Genomic DNA, 18,170 nt, shown 5'->3' on the forward strand with positions numbered 1-18,170 from the left:
TTATTCAGCGCCTCGTGAGTGGTGAGTACCGTACTCGTTGCATAACGACTTGAGGTCGGAGGCGAATAAGCGCCAATAGGTACGAGCGCGCTGCACGCGAACGGGCGCGTTCAGCTCTAGAAACTGTTCTTGCTGCCATCCCGCAACATGTTTCTCGAAGCTTTGCGCTTCATTTGTTGATTGGGATAAGTTATTGCGCCAAAGTTTATTTGTCATATGTTTAAGTTACAAATATTTTAACGTAATTTATATTGTAATAATTATGATATAAAATTAATATTCGTACAACATGATTTTAGTTGTTCGTTTTTTAGGTGACCTGTTAAAGGATTATATGACTCGTGAGCATTAAACTGGGTCGACTCATCGGTGACGAGAGTGTGTTACCTCCGCTACAGTTTGGCGAGGTGCATGCGTGCTTGAGTGATAGCCGAAATTGGTTATTGAGTGTTGTTAAAGAGTTGAGCAAAGCGCATGCTACTCAGGTTTTTTTATCGCGCGACACCCATCGTTTGTTAAAGCAAGTCGATGCTAACGCATCATTGACCGCCTATGTTGGTGTGGCTGAGTGGAAATATCGCTCGAAGATGAAACAGTCAGATTTATTTAATCTGCTCGATAAAATGAGTCAGCATGCAGACTGCATCGTGTTTATTTCACAGTTTTCTGATCCCCTCATTGCTCACCTATTAAATGACCGTGAAACACTGCTGCTATTAGCGCGCTGGGCGCTTAACCGTAATAAGCTCGTTTGGGTTGCCTATTTAGGTGATGAAACGACACCTTTGGGAAGAAGCTGGCTAAGAGCGCATCGCATGAGCTTTACCTCAATGCATCTCATGGAGGAGGGAAGACCATTCTCGGTATGGACGATCATGCATTGGTTTGTTGGTGATGATTTATTGCAAGAGGAGATAACTCTTCAGCGTCTCTCTGAGGAACAAGGTGGCGGTTATCTAAAAGTGACGCCCTTTGAGTCTGAGGGCAAACCGACATTTAAACGCCTCGCTGGATCGATGGTATATGCCGTTAGCGATGCCGTTAAACCGACAGAAATCGCACCGAATCATTGGCAAATGTTATCCCACACGGCGCGATTAGAGGATGCATTTAAACAGGGCAGTAACGATACACTGATCATTCACGACTCGTTAACAGCTTCGCGCAAGCAGCTTATCGAGTTGGTCTATCGTATTCGGAGTAATGCAGGACCCTTCCTCAAAATTATTATTAGAGAGGTCGACTACAGGATTCGTCATCACGATGAACGGATTCTAGTTAATGCGGGTGCGACCTATGTAGCGCCCAAGCCGCTCTCATTAGACGAGATTGATAGTATTATTGACTGTCTACCTATGTGGCAGTTTGAAGGGAATCTACCAGAACTGGCTACCCTACAACAGTTGTTTGTGCCTTCTGAAGTCGAGGGTTACCTTGCGCCACCTCAGTTTAGTCAGCAAGTACGCCGAATGACTGAATTAGCGAATTACCAAAAAGTGGATATTCAGCTGATTGTCGGTGTGGTAGCGACAGGCATTAAAGCCGACGCAATTTTGTCGCGTTTCGCGGTAAGACGGCAAGGCGATGTGTGTACCGCCGTCGGTAACACGGTGTATATTTTTCTTTTTGCCTGCGAGAAGTCAGAGGTCGACCGCACGTTACTTCAGTTGTTAGGGTTTTCTTCACGTAACTTATTTAGTCGCGAAGCGCGCTTTGATTCCACTTTCGCTATCAAGGAAGCGCTTGATGAATTGCTTGTTATTGCTGATGCGCAGGGTTGGCGTCCGCCAGAGTTAGTATCATCGTCCCCTGATAGCGAACAAAATGATAACCAATTTGAGTACTTCCATCCGCTACCTGCTCCAGTCGCTCGAGTGAGAGGAGACTCTAACGATGCCTGAAAATGTAACCGAGGTTTATGTTGTTGTGAGCTTTGTACTTGGTGTGCTAGCGGGTTGGTTGACTCTAGCGCTATGGCGGTGGCTTGCGAAGCGGTTGGCAAGCATGACTGTGAAATTTGGTTTCGTTCGTGTTGTAAGTACGCCACGGCGGCATAAGCCGTTAAAAGGATCAGGACGTCATGGATAACCATCAGTACCAATTATTTCGCGAACAATGGCTAAGTAGTGCCTTATTTAGCTTCCGTAGCCCGGGTCGATGGTCTTTCGTATTTTTGTTGAAAGCAGTTTTATGCTGGCTTTCGTTTATGTCGTTTTCAATGGTTTATAACCTTGCGGTATTCACCCTCATTGTTGTGCCGATTAAAGGGCAATGGCTATCGCGGTTACGAGATATTCTAATATGGCCATTGATGATCGCGTTATTCTACTATGACAGTCATTTGCCTCCTATTGAGTCCTTGATTAACAACTTGGAGCAGCTCGCGCAATTTAGTTTGGGTTATTGGTTAGAGTTGGCAGAACGTTACATTTCGATGGCGATGATTGCGTGGTTAGTCGTGGCGTGGATTGCATTTCTTTATTTTAAAAATATTTTTAGAATGGGGAGTCTTGCGTTACTTGCGATTATTTTTACCGGTGTGTATTCCCACGTATCAGAGCCTGCTGGTCCCATGGTTGCCTTAAAACCTATTGCAGAAAAAAGCCAAACTGGAACGCGTGCCGAAAGCCCCGAGATGTTTATCAATGATTTTTATCAAAGGCAAGATGAGTGGCTGGTAAATGCGCCCAAAATAAATGCAGAAGCGAGCGGTGCATTCGATATTTTACTCGTCAATATCTGCTCCATCTCATGGGAAGATATCAAAGCTGTCGGGCTCGAAAATCATTCGGTTTTCTCTAAGTTTGATATTATTTTAGATAACTACAACTCAGTATCATCTTACTCTGGGCCGTCGGCCCTGCGCATATTGCAGGCGAGTTGTGGTCAAAAGCCACACCAACAGATTTATCAACCGAGTCGACAGTGTTTGTTAGCTGATGATCTAACACGACTTGGTTTTAAACCTGAACTGTTTATGAATCATGATGGGGAGTTTGATAACTTTAAATCGTCATTATTAAATAGCGGTGGAATAAAAACTTACAAAGATATTCAACGTTCGCTCTCGCCGACTATGATTGCGTTTGATGGGGCTGCTATCTTTGATGACAAACAAGTTATTGATGGTTGGCTCGCGCAAAAAGAGCAAGATCAAGCACGTTTCGGTTTCTACAATTCACTGACCTTGCATGATGGCAACCGAAAACTTAATTCCAATCAAACAAGCTTACAAAGCTATAAAGAGCGGGCATTGTTGATGTTCGAACAAATAGCAGCGCTCATTGATCAGGCTGAGCGACAAGAGCGTAAGCTCCTACTTATCGTGGTTCCAGAACATGGCGCAGGTTTGAAAGGCGATGGTGTTCAACTGGCGGGCTTGCGCGAGATTCCGACTTATCCGCTGACTCATGTGCCCGTAATGCTTAAACTCATTGGCGCTGGGTATTCAAATTCGAAGCCTATACGTGTTGAGAAACAAACCAATCAAAATGCGATTTCATCACTCATTATGAATGTCTTGGCGCAACAACCTTTCTCAGGCGGTGAATACCAGCCACAAGCACTGGTAAACAGTATTCCCGAAACCGAATGGGTGAGTGAGAATAAAGATATCCGCTTTATGCTGTGGCAGGATAAGCACGTATTAAAACTCAAAGGACAAAACTGGGTCGAGGTCCGTGATTAACTCTCTCGACGATTCAGTTTTTCCAGTGTCTCAGACAGTTCAATGAGCAAATGGTGATTATTTGAAACAACGCCATCTATCTCGTTGGCTGACTGACCGGCTTTGGCTGCGAGTCCTCTTACCTCGTCCGCTACCACAGAAAAGCCTCGTCCTGCGTCGCCTGCGCGTGCAGCCTCAATGGCGGCATTGAGTGCCAGTAAATTAGTCTGATCAGCAATTTGGTTGATACTGGACACCATGGCATTGATGTTTTCACCGGATTGTTGCAGTTGCTTCATGACTCTATCACTGGTTTGAACAACAAGCAGGCGTTCGGAAATATCCGCTCCGAAAAGAACCACTTTAGTCAGCTTACCTGTCACGTCGAAAATACCTACTAAAGTGGCTGCAATGGCTATCTCACGCTGATTAAGCTGAATAAGCACCTCCTTTTGGATGCTATTGCCGCGCTTCAAAGCTTCTTGCTGTGTTGAACTGAGCAAGTCGGTCCATCGGCCTATGGCTTTGGCAAGCTGTTGGTTTTCAACTTTATAGTGATTTTTCGCGAACTCATTAATATTGCTAATTTCGCCATTATCAAACCATTCGACCATCAGCGTTGATTGGCTGATGGCCTTAAAACGGGCTTCATATTCCATCGCTTTTGATTTTACTGAGGTGATATCAGCAAGGATGATAATAAAATGAGCATGGTGCCCTTTTTCATCATAAACGGGGTTACTCGTGACCGATACCCAGAGCGAGCTTCTGTCGCTTCTGTGTATCTCGATTTCATCATAAAACGCATTAGGCGCATCAAACTCTCGCGTCAGTCGCTTACGGGTTTCTTCATCGGTTCTTTCACCGACAATGAGTTCTTTAAGCGTACGGCCTTGAGCTTGTTCCAGGGAGTAACCTATCATTCGCTCAAAACCTGTATTGGCATATATAACAGTGCGCTGAGTATCGGTAATGATAACCGCGTTATCGGTCTCATTTGCCACCATGGATAACATTTTAATTTCTTCTTTCTTACGAATTTCAGCAGTGATATCCGATGCGAACTTAATAATTTTGTAAACTTCGCCTTGCTGATTTCGAATGGGGTTATAAGTTGCATGAATCCATACGTATTCGCCATTTCGAGTGACGCGTTGATAATCAGCAGTTTGGTATTCACCTTGTCTTAATTTTTTCCAAAAGTGTTGGTAATCGGATGACTGGGCTTCTGCTGGGGGAACAAATAAGCGGTGGTGTTTACCGATGATCTCGCTGTTCTTATAGCCCATCAAGGATAGAAAGTTTTCGTTCGCAGTTAAAATAGTGCCATCAAGCGCAAACTCAATAACAGCTTGTGCTTTATTGATGGCATCGATTTGAGCTTGATACTCGGTACGCTGTTTTACTTTTTCCGTTATGTCAGATGCAAATTTAATGATCTTTTTTACTTTACCGTGCTTACGGATCGGTGTGTAGGAGGCATGAATCCATACTTCATCACCCGACTTAGTGATACGCCGAAACTCTCGCGTTTGAGCTTTTCCCTCACGCAGTTGCTGCCAAAAGTTTTGGTAGCGCTCACTGTTTGCTTCATGTTTATCAACGAAGATACGGTGGTGTTTGCCTTGTACCTCATCGAGCGTGTAGCCCATGAGAGCAAGGAAGTTGTCATTAGCAGCTTGTATTTTGCCGTCTAAATCAAATTGTATAACAGCTTGAGATTGATGAATCGCTTTAACAACATCATTTGCGTCACCGTTAAACAAAGTAAACATAACTCCTCCATGAGGCTCACATGCCTATGAGTTATTATCGAACACTTTGTTAAAAAATTAAGAGATTAAACAATCAATATTTCGAATGTTTAATCTCTAAAAAGATTTATTGTCCTTGCAAACGTTTGCCGTAGGAAATTGCATAGGCAGGCGAGCGTATTTGGAGCACCGGATCTTGACTGGTAGAGATACCGTCAGTGACTTGATTCGGGTCAAAATTGATCGGTGTGCATGATTCTCCACCTGACTCGGTTATCTTTAGAGTACCGACATTGATGGTTTCTCTATCCTTTGGCCATACTTGTGACGGGTCATTGATTGGATCACCTTCTTTAGCAAGCTGCCAGTGCCATTCGTATTCGACGGGTCCGTCCTTAAGGCGCTCACTGAGTCGTTTGGCAAGGAAAGACTTAGGTAAGTTTTTCTGCTCTTGCTCGGTAAGCAGAGTTTCGCCGGCCTTAGGCACTAATGTCCATCGAAATGCCTGTAATTCGCCGTTAGTCAACGTGGTATAGAATGTGTGGATGCCAAAATAGTTAGCCGATGTGTATTCGGCTGCCGGTTGATGAGATTGCAACCACTCGCCTTGATGTGCGGCTTCTGGATTGGCTTCGAGATAGGCTTGACGATCTTCTTTAGTCGCCTCGCCCTGGGCAATAGCGTAGTTAATACGTAAAAGACCGAGGAATTGTTCTGGATTTTTGCCGGCAAACATAGGCGTGGTTAATCCAGCAATTTTGTGTTGCCTGTTGTTGTTTAAATCAAACATCACTGCCATGCCGCGAGGGGCGTTCGCTGCCTCATTGGCATTTGGATTGCCGCCACCCATTGAGAAGCGTAAGGTAATCGGCGCTTGATCGCTGAATAAGGGGGTATCAAAGCGCGCTTGCGCAGTCGCAGACGGTTCAAATGACCCCAGCGCACAAACACCTTTGGCATGACCTTTACGCACGCCAGGATGTTCGCCACTCAATTTTTTAAATACCTCTATAAAGTCATTCGCACTAGCCGATTGAGGTGCTTGAGTAGGCGACTGCTGTGCGGTGGCAGTGAATGATAAAAGTGACAGTAGGGCAATGAAAGTCGTTGTGGTTTGCATAGTTTACTCCCAGTAAATACCGAGTTTTATTACGCGCATAGAAGCAATACGGATTGCGCCATGTTTAGAAGAGTTGCCAATGAGTTAAGACTTATTAAACCAATTTAGTTTAGAAAGAAAGTAAGCTAACTTATAATAATCTTAATTACTAATTTGGAGAGGCGCTATGGAACATCCCGACAGAGAGTTGATGTTCTTGCTTGCGGACGTTGCACGCATGGCTAAATGTGATTTTGATGCGCGCGCTAAATCACTCGGTTTAACGCGCGCTCAATGGTCTATTTTGGCACGTCTCGTTCGCTGCCAAGGAATTCAACAGTCACGTTTAGCTGAGCTACTCGAGCTCAAAGCGATCACGGTTGCACGCCATATCGATCGACTGGAGCAGGGCGGGTGGGTTGAACGCAAAGCCGACCCAGACGACCGACGTGTATGGCGACTGTTCTTAACCGAGCAAGCAGAACCGGTGTTGAGCCAACTGCGAGAGCTCGGGGCGCAAACGCGCGCGAAAACCTTGGCGGGGATCTCTGAAGCGACCCGCCATGAAATTCTTAACGCGCTGAAATCCATGAAACACAATTTAACCGAAAGCTAAAGGACGCTCTTCACTATGAACACCCGGTATAACAATCCGCTCCGAATGTCGGGCGCTGTTAAGTTACGCATGATTTTATTGGTGCTGGTACCCGCTATTGTCATTTTGATATCAGGTGTGATCTACCTCACCGGCGGGCGGTTTGTCGAAACTGAAAACGCCTACGTGCAAAATGATAAGGTGTCTATTGTACCTGAGATATCGGGTAACGTTGCGCAACTTTTCGTGGCGGAAAACGAGCCAGTAAAAAAGGGTGACATATTGTTTGATATCGTTGATGCGCCTTATGCGATTAAGGTGGCACAGGCGAAATCTCAGGTGGCACAAGTAGCTACTGAAATAGAAACGTTGAAGGCGCAATACGCAGAACAGCAGGAGCAGCTCGTTCTCGCGCAGTCAAATGCCGCATTTGCCGAGCGTGAATTTGCGCGTCAGCAACGGTTAGTAAAGTCGGACTCGGTGTCAGAATCGACCTTGGATAAGTATCGCCACCAGTGGCGCGTTGCTAAGGAAAATGTGAAGTCGGTTGAGCAAGGACTGAAACGTATAGCGGCTAGTTTAGCGGGGCAACCAAATATCGACGTTAAGCAACACCCGCGTTATCTGCAAGCCAAAGCTGCGTTAGATGAGGCTGAGCGAAATCTTGAACAGACGCATGTGGTAGCACCGATGGCAGGTTTTGCTAGTAAAACCCCCTCTGCAGGTCAATACATTGATCCACGTAATCCAGCGATGGTGGTCGTTGCGACTGAGGCGCCATGGATTGAGGCTAACTTAAAGGAAACTCAGCTAACGCACGTCAAAGTGGGACAGAAAGTGGTCATTCATGTGGACGCTTATCCTGATATCTCATGGCACGGTGAGGTAAAAAGTATTGCTGCTGCGTCAGGTTCTGAGTTTGCGCTCTTGCCTGCACAAAACTCGACAGGAAACTGGGTCAAAGTCGTTCAACGGATTCCTGTTCGCATCGCTGTTTCGGATACGCGCGATAAGCCACCACTGCGAGCCGGTATGAGTACGGAAATTTCTATTGATACGGGTTGGCACAAGCGGGGACCTCAATTTTTGCAGCCGCTAGCCCACTGGATGCAAGCATTAAGTAACGATAAGCCGGCTTAAGGTAAACGTTGTTATGAATGCAAAGCAGCTCGCGAAGAACCGTGGCTTAATAACAGTTTCTATCATGCTTGCGACCATCATGCAGGCGGTCGATACCACCATAGCTAACGTGGCGTTGCCTCATATGCAAGGCAGCATGTCGGCTACGTCAGAGCAGATTGCCTGGGTATTAACGTCGTATATCGTAGCAGCAGCAGTGATGACACCGATGACCGGCTTTCTTGCTGCGAAAATTGGCCGTAAGCGACTGTTCCTACTGTCGGTATTTGGCTTCACAGCCGCCTCGGTCTTGTGTGGTGTTGCTGTTTCATTGGAACAATTGGTGTTTTTTCGGTTATTACAAGGCGTATTTGGCGCCGGATTGGTGCCTTTATCGCAGGCTGTTTTGCTCGACACGTATCCGAAAGACAAGCACGGTTCTGCCATGGCTATTTGGGGCGTCGGTGTCATGGTGGGTCCCATTCTTGGGCCTACACTCGGCGGATACCTGACCGAGTATTACAACTGGCGTTGGGTATTTTTTATCAATATCCCGGTGGGTTTATTGGCGTTTGCAGGTATTGTTGCCTTTGTTAAAGAGACAGACACCGAGAAACGCCGCTTTGATCTGTTCGGATTTGCGTTGCTTTCGCTGTCGATAGGCGCCTTGCAACTGATGCTCGACCGTGGTCAAGGCGAGGATTGGTTTGCTTCCAGTGAAATCATTATCGAGTGCGTTGTTGCGGTCCTGTTTTTATATTTGTTTGTCGCACATATGCTGACCAGCCGTAATCCATTTATAGAACCCGCGTTGTTTAAAGATCGTAATCTTGTTACAGGACTTATCTTTATCTTCATTGTGGGGATTATCCTACTCGCGACGTTAGCGTTACTACCGCCGTTTTTACAAAATCTAATGGGCTTTCCAGTGATTACCACGGGCGAGATTTTAGCGCCGCGAGGGATTGGAAGCATGTGTGCCATGCTTATGGTCGGCAGGCTAATTAATCGTGTCGATGTACGCTGGCTAGTGGGGTTGGGCTTATCGCTGACAGCCTACTCGCTATTTGAAATGGCCGCATTTAACCTGTTTATTAGTCCGATGGATGTGGTCAGGACGGGTATTATTCAGGGCTTGGGTCTAGGCTTCGTATTTGTGCCGCTGAGCACGGTGACGTTTTCGACACTGGCGCCTCAGTTGCGAACCGAAGCCACGGCAATGTTTAGTTTAATGCGTAATATCGGCAGTAGTATTGGTATTTCGGTCATGGTTACACTGGCTGCGCGTGCCACACAAACTAATCACGCTGTACTCGGTGAATCGTTGACAATGTTCCGAGCACCTGTGAAAGAGGAGTTTATACGAATCGCGATTGAAAATGGGCCAGGTATGGCGGTTGCTGAAATGAATCAGCAATTAACTCAGCAAGCCGCCGCCATCGGTTATCTGAATGATTTTAAAGCCATGGCGTGGATGGCTTTATGTTCGCTACCGTTGTTACTATTGTTCCGCACCGAGTCATCGACTAAGGCGCCAGTTGCTCCGCCAAGTCAAGCTGAGGTTGATAAAGCGAAGTCTTAACATTGAAAAAGCCGAGCAGTGAATGTGCTAAATAGTCATGATTAACAGGGTACGTTGCGGCCGCATCTGGGCGGTCTGCCCAAGCCTTGGCCGGCCATACAATCCATGGTACGTGACGTTGTTCATCGGGAGCCATCCAGTTAGGCAGCCCATGCAGATAGACGCCGTTATCTCCAAGTGACTCGCCGTGATCGGAAATGTACATGAGGCTCGTGTCGATGTTAGATGCTTGTTTTAGCGTATTAATCGCGCCGATGATGAGTTGGTCGGTTACGACTAGACTATTGTCATAAGCATTTCTGATGGTTTCAACTGGGCATTGGTTGAGCTCAGTGGTTGTGCACTCGGGAAGAAACTTTTTCAACGCTTGTGGTGAGCGTTTATAGTACGCTGGACCGTGGCTTCCCATTGAGTGTAAAACAATAATACTGTCCTGTTTGGCTTTAGCTAATTTGCTTCTTAGCACTTTGAGCATTTGGGTATCAAAGCACTCTTGCTGGCTATCACAGTAATCTTCTGCGGTAATTTCTTCCACTCGGTCACAGACATTCTTACAGCCCGAGTTGTTTTCAATCCACGAGACATCGATGCCCGCATTATTTAACACATCCAATACATTACTGGTCGATCGTGCACGGTTATCGTAATTTTCAGCCTGATAAAAACTAAACATACAGGGCACCGAAATGGCCGTCGCGGTACCACAAGACGTCGCATTTTTGAAGCTAATGAGTTCACCTTGCTTAGCGAGTTGCTCGATACCCGCGGTGGTTGGACGCGGGTATCCATTTGAGCTGAAATGATCAGCCCGTGCCGTTTCTCCAACGATAACAACCATGACTTTAGGCGTTTTGTCATTATCTGGTTGCTGGGTGGCATCTTGACCCAGCGCGATGAAGGCTTCTGGCGTCGATAATTTGGCTTTAGCAACCGAAACACTGGCAGATATGACATTGAAGGGGATGACTCGGTATTTAACGTCACGGTGATTGCGAAATAGTGATGAATACTCACTGTATTGGGTCATCAGTACGCCCATAGCAACGGCAATAAGGATGCACCCGGCCCCTAAACTCAGCAATGTCGTACGTACCCAAGGTTGCGGTTTCACCGGCATCCAAATCAAAACTATTGCTGGTACAACGCCCCAGAGAAAGACAGACAAAATGAGTTTAACTGAAATCAGGTCGCTGGCTTCAGAAGTATCTGTTTCGAGTGCATTGATCAGCATATCAGGATCAATCACTACACCGTACTGATTCATCCAATAGGTGACCACCGCGGCGGTGGTAAATAGCACGAATATAGCGCCTTTCAGACAATGAAATGCGCGTGCAATTAAAAACAGTACAGCGTATACACAGGCGATAACAAAAAGAAAGCCCATTTGTGCGATAAGCGAAGTTTGATAATCGTTTAGCGAGGATAAAAGGGGACCGCAGTAGGCTAAGGTCAACCACAGCGTAGCGATCAGTATCAGAAGTCGACTGGATAACTTAACGGTTTTCATTAGGCTTATCTCCAATAAATATCAATGCACTGATAACCCAGCAGATAAAAGCCGTGGTGATATCGTCTGAAATGAAATGTGCGCCGCGCAACTGCTGCGCAAAACCAAGTAATAAACCAATGAGTAGTGAACCGACTAGGGCTTTGCGGGCGATAACAGGGAAGTCTTTGCGTAGGTAAAAAAATAACGAAAACCAAGCGTATCCGATACTTGCGTGTCCTGCTGGAAAGCAGCGTCCGGGCTCGGGTTGGCTGGCGGCTAACCAAAGAGGTTGGTAGTCAAAGCGACCGCCAAACATGTTGAGATCCCAAGGACAATGCATCCCTGTGACGCCTTTCATCAGGTTCACGACAATAAAAGACAGCAATAGCGCACCGATAAATTGTGATAAGCGGACAAGCGAGGTTACACGTAGAGGTTTGAACCATTGCGATAGGTAAAAAATTAAGATACCGGCGACAATTACGATGTTAAGTGCACGAAACCCATCATGGAGCACAGACTCGGTAATTAGGTTATGTTTTAACGCCCAGGCATGACCGGAAATTGAGAAAAACCATTGGGACACATCAAATTTTATCCCGAGCCCGTCAAAAAAAATAAATAAAGCCAAGTACAAAGGTACTGAAACCAACAATAACGAACGGCTAGAACGGTCGGTTAAATTGATAAAAAAATTCCGCATAGTTGTCTTAAAAAATTAGTCACTATGCGGAATTTATAAAAACTATATTAATTAAATCTTAAATTTAAACAGATTGTTTATTCATTAATATCACTGGCTGGGCTTCGGTAGCGAATCACTTTGGCAGGTGCCGGGCATGATTTGGCTGCATCCTTGGCGCTAAAAAGCAGCCAATGCTCGCGATGTGCGATACCTAATGACTCTCCATCTGCTGGGTCAAAACACTCAAAATGCATATTATCCGGCGCCATGATATAACGATTGGGTGCTTCGTTTATCCATAGCCATGCGTTACGAAATTGTTCAGCATTGCCTGTAAAATAGCTAAAGTGAGTTAACGGAATAGGCGAAAAAAGCAAGTGTTGCTCTTTGAGATCGAGAATAGCCAATTCGCCGCCATCTACTTCGGCAGCCGCGGTAAGCATGACGTTTTGGGGTGTGCGTAAGGGCTCCGCGAGAGGATACACGAGCCAACTCACAGTAACGCATATAATAGCCACGGCTGAGCCATATTTGACCCATAAACTCTTACGCCATAGCACTACACACGCGAAACAAATAGCACCCACGATAATCGCAAAAATAATGGCGAGGCTATCTAGCAGTTGAAAGCTCTGCGTGTAGTTGTCGAGTTTGTCGACAAGCTTGTCATGGTGTATCGCAGCAAAGTAAGTCAGTGCTGTGAAAACGGTGATGATTAATGTGAGCAAGGCGCGTAAAAACCATCGACTGGCACGATTAAGCGAAAGATCGGGCCAGGCGGCGGCTAACGCGACACAGAACATGGGTAATGCAGGCAGTATATAAACGCCCCGTTTGGCAGGACTTAAGCTAAAGAAGAAGATGACTAAAATAACCCAACCAAATAACACCGCAATACGGGGGTCCTGCTTAATCTGCTGTAAGACGGTTTTTAACTGCGTCAGTAATAATACACTCAGCGGTAACCAGAATGCAGGTACCACGCTACTGATAAAGTAATGCCAAGGCTTAAAGTGATGCCATGGATCCACATAGCGTTCGCCGGTTTGTTTAAACAGGATATTATCGCGGTATGCGAGATATTCTGGACTACCGTTTTGACTGACAATCAAGTACATGGGTACGAGCCAACATGCCACTACAGCGAGCATAACGATAGGGCCTAGCAATGCGCGCCAACGCCAACTGCCTGTTAAGCGTTGCTGGGTAAAGTGATAAATTGCAATCGGTAGCAGCATCAGCAGGGGCAAAAAGCCAACGCCTTTAGTTATAATACCTAATCCCATGAAGCCCCAGCCGAGGAAATACCAACGCCAATGGGGACCGCAGAAGAAGTGACGCAATAGACCATAGCAACCCAGTGTAATCCAACAGGCGACCATAGCATCGATTTGGGCAAATTTTGCCTGAATTAAAAATTGTGGCGTAATGAGTAGAAGCAGCGTTGCGTGTCTCGCAATACGCATGCCCCATATCCGTCTACTGATATCAAATACGGCCACTAAACTGACTAAGCTGCACAGCGCGTTAGGCACTAACGCGGCTATTTTTATATTGCCAATCAAATAATAGCATAGCGCGATAGCCCACATGAAAATGGGCGGCTTATCGGGATAAAACTCCTCACCACGGGCAGGAAAGAACCATTGCCCAGTGACGACCATCTCACGCGCTACATCAGCAAAACGGGGCTCGTCGGGTGGCCAAGGCGAGCGAAGCCCAAGTCCCGAAAAGATGAGTAAAGCCGCTACAACCAATAGCCAGAATAGGAACTCACCGGTGCGTTCGGATGAGAGTCGTTGCTCAAATGCGTCCAACCACTTCATGAGGGCACTCCTTCTGACAGGCTTTTTTGTGAGCGGTAGAGGTGGATACCAATAGCTGATGCGATGACAAACAATAAACCACTGATAAGTAATTTCTCAGATTGGGCGAGGCCAATACCACTGCCGACTAAAACAAATACCAGAGTTTGTGGGATATAACCGAGTATGCTTCCGACGAAAAAGCGTTTAAAGTCGACATTGGCTGCGCCCGCAAATAAGTTCGTCAAAAGATTACTGCCAACGGGCATCAGTCGAATCATCATGGTTTTTCTTGTTGTTGCTACATTAATCCACTTTACCAGTCGCTCGCTCTGGGTTTTGAAACGTTTCCTTATTAACGGCTGTAAAAACATGTGTGCAGTAAAGTAGGTGACCGCGAGTGAAAGACCGCTCACCAATAATGCGGCGACGAAGCCCCAACCGGTTCCTAGTATAAACCCCAATACGAGCGCGATGAGCTGGCGCGGACCGCCAATTGCCATAAACAAAGTGGCGGCGGTCAATACAATGGCATAGCCTTTGACGCCAGCTTGCTTGATCGTCTGCATGGCTCGTTCTGACGTCGAAATAGCATCTAACCATCCTTGTTGAATGGCCAACGCAAGCGCAAAGAAAACACCGACAATCGCTAATAGTTTGATCGCGCGTTGCATCGGATTAGGACTCCTGACTGCGCTTTATAGCTTTAATTTGCGGCTTTCTGGAGCGGTAAATCAGCCAAAGAACACCCAAAATATCAAGTAGGCCAGCCCAAGCACGATTCCAAGCATTATATTTTGAGATGCCTTGTAACCGAGCGCGATGGTTCACAGGAACACTTTTTATTTCTCCTCCCATGCGTTTGACCAACGCGGGTACGAAACGATGCATATGGTGGAAGTAGGGGAGTTGTAAATAGGTATGACGAGGGAGGATTTTCAACCCACAGCCAGTATCCGGTGTATCGTCTTTCAATACGGCCTGTCTAAAGCGGTTGGCAACACGCGATTGAAATCGCTTCCAAGTCGTATCTTTTCGTTGTTGACGGTGCCCAATTACGCAAAAGTGGTGCGATTGCAACTCGTTTGCTACCTGCTTTAATGAAGGAATATCCGCGGGATCATTTTGGCCATCGGCGTCAAGCACCACGATAAACTCACCGCAGGCGTGTTGTGCCGCTGTATAAAGCGCAGTGCTTTGACCACAGCTCGACTGATGTTGAATAACCGATACTTGTCCTTGCATGGTTTTAGCGGTCGCTAATGCCTGCTCTGCTGTTGCATCTGTACTACCATCATCTACTAGCACCACTTCGTATGAGCTGCCTTTTAAGGCGTCGTCAATCTCTTTTAGTAAAACACTAATATTATCGGCTTCATCTTTTGCCGGGAGTATCACTGAAAACTCAATCATGCTAATTGTCCATGTGCATTGTATTTTTTGTACCACTCTGCGAATTTTTGAATGCCAGACTCGATATCGATCTGTGGTGAATAACCCGTTATTTTACTTAACTCTGTCACGTCCGCCCAAGTTGTGCTTACATCACCATCTTGCATTGGAAGATAACGTTTTTTAACCGGTTTTTCGAACGCGCTCTCGAGTATTTCAATAAACTTAAGCAAGTTAACAGGTTCGCCGCGACCTATATTTAAGACGCGATGGCGCGCACCCTCTGACTGCGTTTGAATAGGTTTATCTAATAAGCGGTATATGCCCTCTACAATATCATCGATAAACGTAAAATCACGCGATAGGTCACCATGGTTATAGACATCAATTTGACCACCTTGCATAATTTGTTTGGCAAACTTCATCGGTGCCATATCGGGACGACCATAAGGACCGTAGACGGTAAAGAAACGCAATCCAGTCGCAGGGATATTATATAAATGGCTATAGCTTTCAGCCATCAGTTCGTTAGCACGCTTCGTCGCTGCATACAAAGATACCGGTTTGTCGGCGGTCGCGTTCGTCGAAAAAGGGACACGCTCAGTATTACCGTACACCGAGCTTGATGAGGCATAAATAAAGTGGTCTACAGGGTGACTGCGAACCCACTCGAGTATGTTGAGAAATCCGATCAAGTTGCTTCGCCCATACGCTTGCGGATTATCGATTGAATAACGCACACCTGCTTGAGCGGCAAGATGAATGACATCATCAATCGTATAATCGGCTAGGCAGTCTGACAATGCGATAGGGTTATCAATATCGATCGAATGAAAGGAAAATGAGTCAAATTTCTTAAGTTGATTTAATCGATCATACTTAAGCTGAACTGAGTAATAGTCGTTGAGGTTGTCAATTCCAACGACGTGAAACCCTTCTGAAAGTAGGCGCTTGGCCGTGTGAAACCCAATAAAACCAGCGGCTCCAGTGATTAAAATCTTACGAGACATAAAGTCGGCTTAATTAAATTAAAATTAAACCGACTTTATAACAAAGAAACCTTAAAAATACCTTAAGAATAGCTTGGGTCACCTGATTAATATTAGTTTAGTAGTATTTCTGCGCCGATTTTAAACGAGTTTAGGCGATCTGATATATCGTAGGCGTTGCAGGTCAAAATCAGCTCGTCGACCTCAGTTTGTTCAATAAACTGTGTGAGGTGACGCGCGACGGTGTCTTTTGTGCCCACCGCGGTAAAGTTCAGCGCGTGATTAACAGCCGCTAGTTCATAGGGGTCCGCTATGGCTTTAATATCCTCAACAGGGGGCTGCATGCGCCCGGGCATCCCGCGACGTAAATTAATGAACTGTTGCTGCATCGATGTCATCATGCGGCGAGCGTGATGGTCCGTGTCGGCTGCGAATAGATTCAGTGCCGCAGCAGCGTATGGTTTATCAAGATAACGCGAAGGCTTGAATTGCTTGCGATATAGTGTAAGCGCGTGACTCAGGTGATCGGGCGCAAAGTGAGATGCAAACGCGTAGGGCAGCCCGAGTCGGGCAGCTAGTTGTGCGCCAAAGGTGCTCGAACCTAAGATCCAAACGGGGATGTTTTGCTGAAAACCAGGAATGGCTTTGATGGTGTCAGTATCTTCTGCTTCGGCGAGATAGCCCAACAGCTCTTGCACATCGTTAGGAAATTGTTCAGCGTCGTTCGGTGAACGCCTTAAAGCACGCAGGGTTTGTCCATCTGTACCAGGTGCTCGGCCCAGTCCCAAGTCAACCCTGTTGGGATACAGAGCATCGAGCGTGCCGAATTGTTCTGCAACAATATACGGTGGATGGTTCGGCAGCATAATACCGGCTGACCCCACACGAATGTGTTGGGTTCGACTCGCAATATGACCCAGAACAATAGCGGTTGCCGCGCTGGCGATACCTGTCATATTATGATGCTCGGCCATCCAGTAACGATGATATCCCCAACGTTCGGCTGCTTGAGCAATACTTACAGCGTTTTTTAGCGACTCAGCAACTGTGCCGCTTTCAGGCACAGGTGCTAAATCCAAAATACTGACTTGCGGCAAACTACAACTCCTGCTTGGTAGGACGAATGATCATCTCATTGACGTCAACATCACCTGGCTGTTCAATCGCAAATGTAATGGCTCGTGCGATTGAGTCAGAGCCAATTGCATCTTGATAAAGATCATCTGCCATTTCCTTCGAATCCTTGTGACTGATGTGGTCAGTCAACTCAGTACTCACAGCGCCCGGTGAAATATTGGTCGCTCTGACTTCGCCATTTGATTCTTGACGAATCCCTTCACTGATTGCTTTTACAGCAAACTTTGTCGCGCAGTAAACGGTTGCACCTGGAAATACCACGTGACCTGCAACTGACGATAAGTTAATAATATGACCTGATTTTTGCTTACGCATGCTCGGCAGCACCGCTGCGACACCGTACATAACGCCCTTAATATTGACATCTATCATTTGGTCCCACTCATCGATTTTCAACTCGTCCAGTGGTGCTAATGGCATTAAGCCGGCGTTGTTGACCAACACATCAATGCGTCCGAACTGCTCAAGCGCAGCATCGGCAAGGGCTTGTACTTGCGACTTATCGGTTACATCCACCGTTTTGAAAATGGCTTCACCACCGTCATTTTTGATGCTATCGGCCAGCGCTTTTAGTCGCTCTTCACGACGCGCCCCCAAGACTAATTTGGCGCCTTTGCTGGCGAGCATTTTAGCAGTTTCTTCACCTAAACCGCTACTCGCACCTGTGATAATAACGACTTTGTTTGCTACTTCAGACATCTTTTACTCCAATTTACTTTATATGTGTGCCTTTGTTCTACGTGTCGTAGCTATTTTGGATTGATCGTTTCGCTTTAGCACATGCGTAAAGATCATGAAAAGCGCTACAGATATTTTGTAAAGACATGCTAATTTTAGTGGAACGAATATAGGCA

The 18,170-nt window shown here is 46.2% G+C and carries 17 protein-coding genes; 6 read left to right on the top strand and 11 right to left on the bottom strand.

The genetic code is table 11. The features are described 5' to 3' along the window. Complete coding sequence (locus B2X00_RS11485; protein WP_290487749.1) at positions 1–216, bottom strand: hypothetical protein; 216 nt, start codon at positions 214–216, stop codon at positions 1–3. Between the two features lie 125 nt (positions 217–341). Between B2X00_RS11485 and B2X00_RS11490 the strand changes: the two genes are divergently transcribed. From B2X00_RS11490 to bcsG, 3 genes are read left to right on the top strand one after another with little or no spacing between them, the layout of a single operon-like run. Further along, positions 342–1,901 (top strand): BcsE family c-di-GMP-binding protein, encoded by a 1,560-nt coding sequence (locus tag B2X00_RS11490; protein WP_290487752.1) that lies wholly within the window; start codon positions 342–344, stop codon positions 1,899–1,901. Continuing rightward, positions 1,894–2,088, top strand: coding sequence for a hypothetical protein (locus B2X00_RS11495; RefSeq protein WP_290487753.1), 195 nt, complete (start codon positions 1,894–1,896; stop codon positions 2,086–2,088). Before B2X00_RS11490 ends, B2X00_RS11495 begins: the two co-directional genes overlap by 8 nt. Then, entirely contained in the window at positions 2,081–3,688 is a 1,608-nt protein-coding gene (bcsG, locus tag B2X00_RS11500; RefSeq protein ID WP_290487754.1) for a cellulose biosynthesis protein BcsG, read from the top strand. Before B2X00_RS11495 ends, bcsG begins: the two co-directional genes overlap by 8 nt. On the opposite strand, the gene B2X00_RS11505 is transcribed toward bcsG, so the two are convergent. Together B2X00_RS11505 and B2X00_RS11510 are read right to left on the bottom strand one after the other, a co-directional pair. Continuing rightward, entirely contained in the window at positions 3,685–5,442 is a 1,758-nt protein-coding gene (locus B2X00_RS11505; protein WP_290487756.1) for a methyl-accepting chemotaxis protein, read from the bottom strand. The two genes, bcsG and B2X00_RS11505, sit on opposite strands and share 4 nt — an antisense overlap. Positions 5,443–5,548: 106 nt before the next feature. Then, positions 5,549–6,541 carry a catalase family peroxidase gene (locus tag B2X00_RS11510; protein ID WP_290487757.1) on the bottom strand — a complete coding sequence of 331 codons (993 nt, stop codon included), beginning with the start codon at positions 6,539–6,541 and terminating at the stop codon, positions 5,549–5,551. 166 nt (positions 6,542–6,707) lie between these two features. On the opposite strand from B2X00_RS11510, the gene B2X00_RS11515 reads away from it, so the two are divergent. From B2X00_RS11515 to B2X00_RS11525, 3 genes are read left to right on the top strand one after another with little or no spacing between them, the layout of a single operon-like run. Then, a complete protein-coding gene (locus B2X00_RS11515; protein ID WP_290487759.1) occupies positions 6,708–7,136 on the top strand; it encodes a MarR family winged helix-turn-helix transcriptional regulator in 429 nt (142 codons plus the stop codon). Positions 7,137–7,151: 15 nt separating this feature from the next. After that, positions 7,152–8,255 carry an HlyD family secretion protein gene (locus B2X00_RS11520; RefSeq protein ID WP_290487760.1) on the top strand — a complete coding sequence of 368 codons (1,104 nt, stop codon included), beginning with the start codon at positions 7,152–7,154 and terminating at the stop codon, positions 8,253–8,255. A 13-nt stretch (positions 8,256–8,268) separates the two neighbouring features. Continuing rightward, positions 8,269–9,816, top strand: coding sequence for a DHA2 family efflux MFS transporter permease subunit (locus B2X00_RS11525; RefSeq protein ID WP_290487761.1), 1,548 nt, complete (start codon positions 8,269–8,271; stop codon positions 9,814–9,816). Here B2X00_RS11525 and B2X00_RS11530 read toward each other — a convergent pair. The 8 genes from B2X00_RS11530 to B2X00_RS11565 form a co-directional block, all read right to left on the bottom strand. Then, positions 9,761–11,326 carry a phosphoethanolamine transferase gene (locus B2X00_RS11530; protein ID WP_290487762.1) on the bottom strand — a complete coding sequence of 522 codons (1,566 nt, stop codon included), beginning with the start codon at positions 11,324–11,326 and terminating at the stop codon, positions 9,761–9,763. The genes B2X00_RS11525 and B2X00_RS11530 overlap by 56 nt on opposite strands. Further along, the gene (locus B2X00_RS11535; RefSeq protein WP_286681879.1) at positions 11,313–11,894 is read right to left on the bottom strand and encodes a phosphatase PAP2 family protein; all 582 of its coding nucleotides are present in this window, start codon (positions 11,892–11,894) and stop codon (positions 11,313–11,315) included. Before B2X00_RS11535 ends, B2X00_RS11530 begins: the two co-directional genes overlap by 14 nt. A gap of 194 nt (positions 11,895–12,088) precedes the next feature. Next, positions 12,089–13,819 (bottom strand): ArnT family glycosyltransferase, encoded by a 1,731-nt coding sequence (locus B2X00_RS11540; protein ID WP_290487765.1) that lies wholly within the window; start codon positions 13,817–13,819, stop codon positions 12,089–12,091. Continuing rightward, positions 13,816–14,472, bottom strand: coding sequence for a TVP38/TMEM64 family protein (locus B2X00_RS11545; protein ID WP_006955593.1), 657 nt, complete (start codon positions 14,470–14,472; stop codon positions 13,816–13,818). The genes B2X00_RS11540 and B2X00_RS11545 overlap by 4 nt, the downstream gene beginning before the upstream one ends. 4 nt (positions 14,473–14,476) lie before the next feature. Further along, entirely contained in the window at positions 14,477–15,211 is a 735-nt protein-coding gene (locus tag B2X00_RS11550; protein WP_272977998.1) for a glycosyltransferase family 2 protein, read from the bottom strand. Then, positions 15,208–16,200, bottom strand: a complete 993-nt coding sequence (locus B2X00_RS11555) for a GDP-mannose 4,6-dehydratase (RefSeq protein WP_286681880.1) — start codon at positions 16,198–16,200, stop codon at positions 15,208–15,210. The genes B2X00_RS11550 and B2X00_RS11555 overlap by 4 nt, the downstream gene beginning before the upstream one ends. Positions 16,201–16,292: 92 nt before the next feature. Continuing rightward, complete coding sequence (locus tag B2X00_RS11560; protein WP_286681881.1) at positions 16,293–17,276, bottom strand: LLM class flavin-dependent oxidoreductase; 984 nt, start codon at positions 17,274–17,276, stop codon at positions 16,293–16,295. Between the two features lies 1 nt (position 17,277). Continuing rightward, a complete protein-coding gene (locus tag B2X00_RS11565; protein WP_272978186.1) occupies positions 17,278–18,015 on the bottom strand; it encodes an SDR family oxidoreductase in 738 nt (245 codons plus the stop codon). Positions 18,016–18,170: the final 155 nt, after the last annotated feature.

It is taken from the genome of Idiomarina sp. UBA3162, from assembly GCF_002364475.1.
Lineage (GTDB): Bacteria > Pseudomonadota > Gammaproteobacteria > Enterobacterales > Alteromonadaceae > Idiomarina.